Here is a 964-nt window from a genome sequence, read left to right as displayed (position 1 = left end):
GCTTCCAAAGTTATTAGTTCTCATGCTGATGAGTATTTAACTAAACATATTACAAATAGACAGCAGTTTATTTTTTTGCAGCATGGAGTGATAAAAGATGACCTCTCTAAATGGCTTAACTCTAAGAAAATAGATTTATTTATAACTTCAACAAGGGCTGAATATGATTCTATAGCAAATGATTATAATCGTTATAAATTTGGAAAAAAAGAAATGGTTTTAACAGGTCTTGCAAGACATGATGCCTTACTAAAAAATAATAAATCTGATTTTAAGCAAATTCTTATAATGCCAACGTGGAGAGCAAATATAGTTGGAAATGTTACAAATTCTAGTATAAGAGATTTAGAAGAAAAATTTAAACAAAGTGTGTATTTTCGAAAGTGGAATTCTTTGTTAAATAATAATGGCTTAAAAAAACTATGTGAGTTATATTCTTATGCTATAGTTTTTAATCTTCATCCTAGTATTATGCCATATTTAAAAGAGTTTAATATTTCATCCAATATCAAAATTGCTAATCAAAATGAAAGTTTGCAAGAATTATTTTGCAATTCTTCTTTGATGATTACAGATTACTCTAGCGTATCTTTTGAGATGGCGTATCTAGAAAAACCAATATTATATTATCAGTTCGATAAAGAGGAATTTTTTACCTCTCATACATATCAAAAAGGTTATTTTGATTATAAAAAAGATGGTTTTGGGCCAGTTGTAGAAAATGAGGAAAATCTACTGAAAGAGTTTGAAAAGCTATTGCAAAATGATTGCAGAGTTTTTGGTGTTTATAAAGACAATATTGATTCAACTTTTGTTTTTAAAGATCGTAGATGCTGTGAAAGAATTTATAAAAAATTAAATCCAATTTAATATTAAGTATTTTTATATTATAATACAACATTCATTATTAAAAAAAAGGTTGTTTATGTCTGTTTTTAAAAAAACAAAAAAATTATTTAAAGAC

The 964-nt window shown here is 25.6% G+C and carries 1 protein-coding gene; it reads left to right on the top strand.

Annotated features, from left to right (window positions below):
- The coding region (locus CAMP18498_RS07885) for a CDP-glycerol glycerophosphotransferase family protein (protein ID WP_337198263.1) at positions 1 to 870 on the top strand (870 nt) is incomplete at its 5' end.
- Positions 871 to 964 lie beyond the last annotated feature (94 nt).

The sequence above is a fragment of the Campylobacter sp. W0066.2 genome (genome assembly GCF_024723515.1).
In the GTDB taxonomy this organism is placed as follows: domain Bacteria; phylum Campylobacterota; class Campylobacteria; order Campylobacterales; family Campylobacteraceae; genus Campylobacter_D.
Note: the sequence above shows the minus strand (reverse complement) of the source record. Positions and strands in the feature narration are given on the sequence as shown.